The sequence below is a fragment of the Amycolatopsis sp. NPDC059027 genome (genome assembly GCF_042739735.1).
Lineage (GTDB): Bacteria > Actinomycetota > Actinomycetes > Mycobacteriales > Pseudonocardiaceae > Amycolatopsis.
This window is the reverse complement of record NZ_JBHYIK010000011.1, coordinates 90,619-98,626: the sequence shown is the minus strand read 5'-3', so window position 1 is coordinate 98,626 and position 8,008 is coordinate 90,619. Positions and strand designations below refer to the sequence as shown.

Sequence of the window (8,008 nt, the reverse complement as noted above, 5' to 3'; positions counted from 1 at the left end):
GGCGTCACCTACCGTGACGCCGTCGACGTCGTCGCCCAGTGCGGCTACGGTTCCCACCAGCTCCCGGCCGGGAACATAAGGTACCTCGCGAGGGTAAAGGCCACTGAGCTCGTACGTTTCGTGATAGTTGACGCCGATGAGCATGACATCGACGAGAACTTCGCCGGGCCCCGGCACCGGCGTGGTCCATTCGACCGGCGTCAGCACCTCGGGGCCACCGTGTCGATATACCGCGACCGCGCGCATGTACACCTGCTTTACGCGTCGGGGACTCAGATCTGTCCCACTTCGTCGATGATCTGGGGTAGCCGTTCACCCGACCGGATTCGCCGGAGAATTTGCTGCTCGGTGTGTTCGGTGGCGGCTGCCGCGGACAGCACCTCGTGCAGCAGTACCGACGGCACTGCAACGGTGCCGTTTCCGTCGGAGAAAATCCAATCACCGGCCCGGATGGTGACGTTGTCGATGACACACGCGGTGTTGACCGCGTCGACGCGGAAGGCGCCTTGGGTGTCAGTGGGAACGAAGTTGCTTGCCACGACAGGTAGCTGGCTTTTCTCGATGAGACCACGGTCGCGGATCGCGCCGCCGAGCACCATTCCCTCGAAACCCAGTTGTTCGATGAGGTAGGTGGAGGACAAGCCGCCTGCCAGGGCGGCGTCTCTGACTATGGGGCCGGAACCGGCGACGTAGACGCGCCCACGGCCGTCGGTGATCTCCGGCACGAGGAAGTCACGGACCGCCGACCAGGTACTGGGCAACGGGTCGGTGATACGGGGGCCCTTGCGTTGCGGAACCCAACTGACCGGAACGGCGGCTCCGAAGAAGAGGGGCTCGCCACCCGAGACGCGGTGAAGGCCCGGGTTCAACACGGTGTTCGGGATGCCCAGCTTGTCGAGTACGTCCGCGATCGCGCATGTGGAGATGCCGCGCTCAAGCATGATGCTCTTCGCCGACTCGAAAACTTTGCCAAGCGGTGCTTCGTCGCTGACGCTGAGGGCCTTCAGCTCCGACAGACCAGAGGTCATGACGCGGTCCTATGCGGTACATGAATGCTGAAACCCATCGGCACCGGGCCGAAGTCCTCGAGAACTTCGAGCTTGTTCGCCTCGGCGGCGACGATCGTCGTCATACACGCGTCCGACTCTCCTGCCGCACATTGGCTCGCGGCGGCCGCGTTGCTTGTCGCGAATCGGATGTCGAGGTCCCTGCCGTCGAGAAGCTGTACGGGAGCGGGATGACAGAGAACCGTGGCTCTCGGGCCGACCTCCGGTCCGTCGACAGGCCTGGCGAAGACCATGCGATGTGTCGGCATTATAAAGCATTCCCGCAGTGTCAGCGAAGCGAGATTTCGAAACACAATGTCGTTCAACTGTGGGTAGACTATGCAGCCGAGCAGGGCGCTGTTATCCGGCTCGTCGAGAACGTACTTCACCGCGTCCTCGAGTGTGTCGTACAGCGTGACGCTGCCGTCCTCGTAGTCATTTTGTTCAAGATAGTAATGTGCGGCCGCTTCGCAGTTTGTGCCGGTGGGGCCTAGCGTGTGAATTCGCAGCGTTCGCGAGTTGCTCTTCATGCTGCCGCCCTTCGATCAGAAACGATAGTCCTCGCGCACCGGTTGAAACGCGTCGATTCCCTTCGCGCCATTGGGGGCGGAGGCGTCGTGCTCGATGTTGCCAGGAATGACGATGGTCTCGCCCGGCTGGAGCACGAAATTCCTGCCGTCGATGGTCAGCTCGAGGGTGCCCTCGAGGCAGTGGGTGATCTGTTCGTGAGGATGACTGTGCGCGGGGACCTTGGCGCCTTCCTCGAACTCCCACCTGGCGAAGGTCATGGTGTCCCCGTGAATGAACTGGAGCCGCGCGTTCGGGAAGAGGTCTGTTGTCTCCTTGTGTCCGGCAGGGTAGTGCGTCGCGCTGGTCATCCATTGCCTCCTTCGGATGGATTTGCATTTCCCAGTGTATATCCGGTCGATCCGGAAAACATCCCGAGCGTGTTCCTTCGTGTCCTGTCGGCAGGACATACTGGCGGTGTTCCGATGTCAATAATATTGGGATTATGCGCCGGTTACCTTTGCTTGACATCGACGAGTTTCGCGTTGTTAATATCGTGATCAGTGTCGAGGGTGAGCTGGATGGGATGTGGCGACGATGTACGTGCCGATGCAGTATCGTCCGCCGGCCGGTAGCTGGATGGTCGAGATCATTCGGAGGAATCCATTCGCTCTTTTGGTGACCAGTGGTGAATCCGCGACTGGTCCCTATGTGACCCATCTTCCGCTGATTCCGAAGGAACTTCCCTTGAACGCGGGGCCGGACCTGCTGGCCGGGGGTGTCCTGCTCGGTCACCTGAACAGAGCGAACCCGCATTGGGAAGCGTTGGCCGGCGGCACCCAGTCCGTTCTGGTCTTCATCGGGCCAAACGCGTACGTGTCGCCGACCGTTTATCAGAACGACCCCGCCGCGCCCACCTGGGACTATACCGCGGTGCATGTCCACGGTGTGCTCCGCAGGATCGAGTCGAGGGAAGAGACGATGGATGTCGTCCAGTCCACGGTCCGTATCTTCGAAGCACAGTTCGGTGCCGGCTGGGACATGTCCGGGTCGATCGGATATTTCGGCAAGCTACTGCCGGGAGTTGGCGCCTTCCAATTCACCATCTCGCGCGCCGAGGGCATGTTCAAGCTCAGCCAGGAGCAGCCTGCCGACGTACGCGCCGCGGTACAGACACACTTCTCGACGCACGAGGCCACCGGCTGCAGGGCGGTCGCCGAGCTTATGGAGCGGCTGCGGTAGGAGAGAAGGGTCGTCGGGTTCTAGAATGGAATTCAAAGGAACGGTCGATACAAGGTGATGCGACCAATAGCCCAGAAGGACACCGCCGCACCCCGGGCGCGTGGCGGCACAAGCGGAGTTTCGCCGCGGTACGAAGAAAGCTCGGGTGGTCGCTCCGCATGAACTGAAGATCACAACCGGATTGATCGTAGTAGGACTGGAAAGGCTGCCGGTGACATGGTGATGCGAGTGACGATCAAGACCGACGAAGAGCGCTGCGCCAGCGGCGGCAAGTGTATCCGCGCCGCGCGGGCGGCGTTCGATCTTCCTGAGTCGCCGGTCCGTCCGAAGTGGACGGGGGTTGCCTGATGCGACGCCGGATCCTGATCACCGGCGCGAGCGCCGGGCTGGGCCGCGGGATGGCATGGGAGTTCGCCCGGCGCGGCCGCGACCTCGCGCTGTGCGCGAGGCGGCAGAACCTCCTGGAGGAGCTACGCGACGAACTGCTGGCGGAGTATCCGGGAATTTCGGTGTCGGTGCGCACCCTTGACGTCACCGACCACCCGGCGGTGTTCAAGGTATTCGGCGAGTTCGCCGCCGAGCCAGGGGGACTGGACCGGATCGTGGTCAACGCGGGGAGCAGCCGCGGCCGGCCGGTCGGCACCGGCGAATTCGAACTGAACCGGCGTACCGCCGAGACCAACTTCACCGCCGTACTCGCCCAGTGCGAGGCAGCACTGGAGATCTTCCGCGCTCGCGGCGCCGGGCACCTGGTCCTGATCTCGTCGGTGTGCGCGCTGCGTGCCTTCCCGCAGAACCTGACCACCTATGCTGCCAGCAAGGCCGCGGTGCTGGCCCTCGGCGAAGGCATGCGTGCTGACCTGATGGGCACACCGATCGCGGTGACCACCCTGCTGCCCGGCTACATCCGCTCGGAAACCCAGACCGCCCAAGGACCGCTGGTGGCCGATTTCGAGCGTGGCTGCCGTGCGCTTGCCAAGGTGATCGAACACGAGCCCGCGCGAGCGTGTGTCCCGGCCTGGCCGCCGTGGTGGCTGTTCGGGCTCGGGATGCGGGTGCTGCCGCTACGCATCGTCAGCCGTTTCGGCGGTACTGCCCAGCGCTCCCGCGTCGCTTTGACCGATTCCGCCGGCGCGGCGCCGTGACGGCAGACGAGAACGGATACCGGATCACGCGACACAGCGGATGAGGTTGTCCGCTGTATCGCGTGCCCGTCCGCCTGGACCGGTCCGCCGCGCTGATCGCGGAACAGGGGGATGCGCGCGGCTGCCGCAGGTGGAGGACCACCCATCATGCGTCGCCCGCTGTCGCGCGGACGACCAGGTCTGCCAATGCCGGGACGTGATCGAAGAGGAAGAAGTGGCCGCCAGGGAACAGGTGCAGGCCACGGAAGTCCGTTGTCTCGTCGTGCCAGGGCTTCAACGTCTCGGCCGGCGTCACTCGATCCGCGTCACCACTGAAGGCGATCACCGGCACGGGCAACGGAGGCACGGGCCGGTACACATAGCTGCGGCAGACACTGAAGTCGGCGCGGAGTGTTGGCAGTGCGCGTGCCAGCATCGGCGGGTCCGCGAGCAGTTCACCGGGGACGCCCCCGAGCCTGCGGAGGTCGGCGATGAACGCCCTGTCATCGTCTTCAGGGTCAGGCATTACCTGGGGTGAAGCGCCGTGCGGCGGAAACGAGGCGATCGCGAGTATCCGCGGCAAGGACGAGCCCTGCCGCCGTAGCGCCAGCGTCATACCGTAGGCCAGTAGCGCGCCCATGCTGTGGCCGACGAAACCATAGGGACCGGCGAGTTCCGGTTGAAGGCCATCGAGCAGTGCCTCGACGGCACTGTCGATGTCGGTCAACGGTGTTTCCTTGTGGCGGCCCGGCCGGCCCGGTAGCCGTACAGCACGCAGTTCTATTCCCTGGGGGAGATGGTCGATCCAGGGCCGGAACATCGACGGGCTCCCACCCGCGCAGGAAAGGCAGTACAGCGTCAGCCACGGGTTTGGGCAGGGCCTGAAGACCAGGTACCAGGGATGCGTTCGTGGCATGGCTGATTCCCCCTCCTGTGCCGCCGAGCGGAAACGATCAGATCAGCGACTGACCGATGATCTCTTTCATGATCTCGGTCGTCCCTCCGTAGATGGTCTGCACCCGGGTGTCGAGGAAGGCGCGCGCGACCGGATTCTCGCGGATGACGCCGTATCCCCCGTGCAGCTGCAGACAGCGGTTGACGACGTTCTGACAGAGTTCCGTGTTCCACCACTTGACCATCGCGGCGTCTTCGGAGCCGAGACGCCCCTCGTTGTGTACCGTCAGCGCACGGTCGGTGTGGCTACGGGCCACGGCGAGCGCGGTGGCGAGGTCGGCGAGGACGAAGCGGTTGTGCTGGTGCCGTCCGACCGCTTGGCCGAAGACGACACGTCGTCGGCAGTATTCCAGGGTGTCCTCGAGAACCCTTTCGGCGGCGGCCAGCGCGGAAACGGCGATCCAGAGTCGTTCCTGCGGCAGGTTGCGCATGAGGTAGGCGAAGGCGCGACCCGGCTTGCCGAGCAGGTTCTCCGCGGGGACCACTACATCCTGGAAGGACAGCTCGGCGGTGTCCAAGGCTGTCATGCCGACCTTGTCGAGTGTTCGTCCCCGGGAAAAGCCGGCGCGGTGCGGCTCCACGACGAAGATGCTCGCGGACACCGCCTGCCCTCGGCTTTGTCCCTGCTGGGTGCGTGCGACCGTGAGATAGAGGTCGGCGGTGTGCGCATGGGAGATGAACGTCTTGCTCCCGTTGAGGATCCAGTGGTCCCCGTCGCGGATCGCCGTGGTCCGCATGGCCTGGATGTCACTACCCGCGTCCGGCTCGGTTATCGCAATGGCCGTGATCAGGGATCCATCGCAGAAACCGGGCAGCCAGCGTTCCTTCTGTTCCTTGGTCGTCAGAGTACGGAGGTAGGGACCGACGATCTCGTTGTGCAGCGGGAGGCAGGGCGCATACGTTCCGGCAGCCGCCAGTTCCTCCGCGAGGATCGCGTTGAAGCGATAGTCCGGGTTGCCCGCGCCACCGTATTCCTCGGGCATGTCCATGCCGAGCAGTCCGGCGTCCCCCGCCGCGCGCCAGACGGAGCGGTCGACCCGGCCCGCGGCTTCCCAGCTCGGGTAGTGGGGTGTGATCTCCTTGGCGATGAAGGCGCGGGCGAGCTCTCGGAAGGCGTGGTGCTCCGCATCCATGATCTCGTTACGCATGGTAGTCACCTGCGAGGGGCCCCGTGGCTGCGCGCCTGTCGAGCAGATCGGCGAGTTCGAAGAGCGCGTCGGTTTCGAACATGTCCTCCGCGTTGAGGTGCAGGCCGTGGCGTTTCGCGTCGGCCGCCAGGCGCATCGCCAGCAGGGAGTCGCCGCCGAGGTCGAAGAAATTGTCGTCCCGGCTCGCCGGGAACTGGCCGAGAACCCGGCCCCAGAGCTTGGCCAGAAGCTGCTCGGTCGGGCCGAGGCAGGGCGTCTCGCCGCCCGCGGAGCCGGCATCTGCCGGGAGTGGCCGTGTCGCCAGTGCTCGGCGGTCGATCTTGCCGTGCGCGTTCACCGGCAGCGCGTCGAGCTGGACCAACGCGTGCGGGATCATGTACTGCGGCAGCACGGCGGTCAGGTGATCGCGCAGCGTGCTCGTGCTGGGAGCGCGAGTTTCGTCCGTGGCGCACCAGTAGCCGACAAGTTGCCGTGTGGCTCCGCCGCCGGGTTCGTGCACCACGACGGCGGCCAGCGCAGTGCCCGCCACGGCGAGCAGGGATCTCTCGATCTCACCCGGCTCGATCCGAAAACCGCGTAGCTTCACCTGATCATCGGTGCGGCCGAGAAAGGCGAGCCGGCCGTCGGGGAGCCGCGCTACGAGGTCACCGGTGGCGTACATCCGGACGCCGGGCCGTGCGGCATAAGGATCTTCGCGGAAGCGTTGCGTGGTCTCATCGGCTCGGTTCAGGTAGCCGCGGGCGACCGCCGCGCCACTGAGGTGAAGCTCCCCCGCTTCGCCGTCGGGGACGGGGCGAAGTTCGCTGTCCAGCACATGAGCGGTGAGGCCGGGAAGCGGATAGCCGATGGGTGGTGGTGTGTCGGCGGCCGCGTCGGCGCGGATTTCCCCGCAGGTGGCCAGCATGGTGGCTTCCGTGGGCCCGTAGACGTGGTAGAGCCGGAATGGGGGATGAGGGGTGGGCGGCGCGTGCAGCTTCTCGCCGCCGAGCAGCATCGCCCGCATCGATCCGCCATCGGCAGGCCAGCGCGCCCGCAGCAGCTGCACTGCCAGTGCGGTCGTGAAGAAGCCGACCGACACCCGCTGCCGGCACAGCCAGTCTACGAAGTCCTGCGGGGAATCGGGAATCTGCCGCTCGGTGACGCACAAGGTCGCGCCGCCCGCCAGGCACGGCCATACTTCCAACGCCCATCCGTCGAATGACGGGCGGGCCACTTGCGGCATCCGGTCACCAGGCATGATCCGGAAGGTGTCCACGTACCAGTCCACGAGATCGGCGACACCCTGCTGCTCCACCAGGACGCCCTTGGGCCGCCCAGTCGAACCGGATGTGAACGTCACATAGCTCAGGTCACCGCCGGTCGGTGTGGACCGGGGAAGGACACCGCCGCCGGTGGGTCCGACGGGCTCGTCGACCACGATCGCGGGCGGGGCACCGGGTGGGAGGCTGCCGGCCAGCGAGCGGGTGGTGAGCACCACCGGGCTGGCACAGTCGGCAAGAATACTTTCGGCGCGGGCAGGCGGCTCTTTGGTATCCATGCCGACGTACGCGCCGCCGGCCAGCCAGGTCGCCAGCGCGCCGATGACGAGCTCGGGTGAGCGATCGAGCCACAGCGGTACAAGTACATCGCGCCCCACCGAGTGGGACCGGAGAATGGCGGCGAGCGCGCCTGCGCGGGCGAACAGTTCGGCGTAGCTCAGGCTCCGTTCGCCGTGCACCACCGCTGCGCGGTCAGGTTCCGCTCTGGCACGGCGGGCGATCCGCGCGGTGACGGGCTCGGCTTTCGAAGGGATCGGCGCGCTGGGGGGATCAAGTATTTCCGGTGTTGTCCTAGCGAGGCTCTCATACTGCTGCATTCCGATAACCTTCGCCCCTTCTCGGGTGTTTCGTAAAGGCGATGAGTAAACCGCTCGCGGCACTACGGCACCATCTCATAATTCCCGGTTAAACAATGTCTCGGAGTGCGCTTGCTGTCCTGCCGACAGGAC

9 protein-coding genes are annotated in these 8,008 nt (G+C 65.4%); 2 read left to right on the top strand and 7 right to left on the bottom strand.

The window, feature by feature from the left end; translation table 11 throughout:
- From ACFWY9_RS10180 to ACFWY9_RS10165, 4 genes are all read right to left on the bottom strand, one after another.
- Window positions 1-246, bottom strand: a 246-nt coding sequence (locus tag ACFWY9_RS10180; RefSeq protein WP_378338656.1) for an alcohol dehydrogenase catalytic domain-containing protein, incomplete at its 3' end; no start/stop codon positions are given.
- A gap of 26 nt (window positions 247-272) precedes the next feature.
- The gene (locus ACFWY9_RS10175) at window positions 273-1,028 is read right to left on the bottom strand and encodes an RraA family protein (RefSeq protein WP_378324366.1); all 756 of its coding nucleotides are present in this window, start codon (window positions 1,026-1,028) and stop codon (window positions 273-275) included.
- Complete coding sequence (locus tag ACFWY9_RS10170) at window positions 1,025-1,576, bottom strand: hypothetical protein (RefSeq protein WP_378324368.1); 552 nt, start codon at window positions 1,574-1,576, stop codon at window positions 1,025-1,027. Before ACFWY9_RS10170 ends, ACFWY9_RS10175 begins: the two co-directional genes overlap by 4 nt.
- A 15-nt stretch (window positions 1,577-1,591) precedes the next feature.
- The gene (locus tag ACFWY9_RS10165; protein WP_378324369.1) at window positions 1,592-1,924 is read right to left on the bottom strand and encodes a cupin domain-containing protein; all 333 of its coding nucleotides are present in this window, start codon (window positions 1,922-1,924) and stop codon (window positions 1,592-1,594) included.
- A gap of 226 nt (window positions 1,925-2,150) precedes the next feature.
- Here ACFWY9_RS10165 and ACFWY9_RS10160 point away from each other — a divergent pair, with 226 nt between their 5' ends.
- Complete coding sequence (locus ACFWY9_RS10160; protein WP_378338697.1) at window positions 2,151-2,795, top strand: FMN-binding negative transcriptional regulator; 645 nt, start codon at window positions 2,151-2,153, stop codon at window positions 2,793-2,795.
- 347 nt (window positions 2,796-3,142) lie between these two features.
- Complete coding sequence (locus ACFWY9_RS10155) at window positions 3,143-3,940, top strand: SDR family oxidoreductase (protein ID WP_378324370.1); 798 nt, start codon at window positions 3,143-3,145, stop codon at window positions 3,938-3,940.
- A 145-nt stretch (window positions 3,941-4,085) separates the two neighbouring features.
- On the opposite strand, the gene ACFWY9_RS10150 is transcribed toward ACFWY9_RS10155, so the two are convergent.
- From ACFWY9_RS10150 to ACFWY9_RS10140, 3 genes are read right to left on the bottom strand one after another with little or no spacing between them, the layout of a single operon-like run.
- A complete protein-coding gene (locus tag ACFWY9_RS10150; RefSeq protein ID WP_378324371.1) occupies window positions 4,086-4,835 on the bottom strand; it encodes a thioesterase II family protein in 750 nt (249 codons plus the stop codon).
- 37 nt (window positions 4,836-4,872) lie between these two features.
- Window positions 4,873-6,021, bottom strand: a complete 1,149-nt coding sequence (locus ACFWY9_RS10145; protein ID WP_378324373.1) for an acyl-CoA dehydrogenase family protein — start codon at window positions 6,019-6,021, stop codon at window positions 4,873-4,875.
- Window positions 6,014-7,939 (bottom strand): amino acid adenylation domain-containing protein, encoded by a 1,926-nt coding sequence (locus ACFWY9_RS10140; protein ID WP_378324374.1) that lies wholly within the window; start codon window positions 7,937-7,939, stop codon window positions 6,014-6,016. Before ACFWY9_RS10140 ends, ACFWY9_RS10145 begins: the two co-directional genes overlap by 8 nt.
- Window positions 7,940-8,008: the final 69 nt, after the last annotated feature.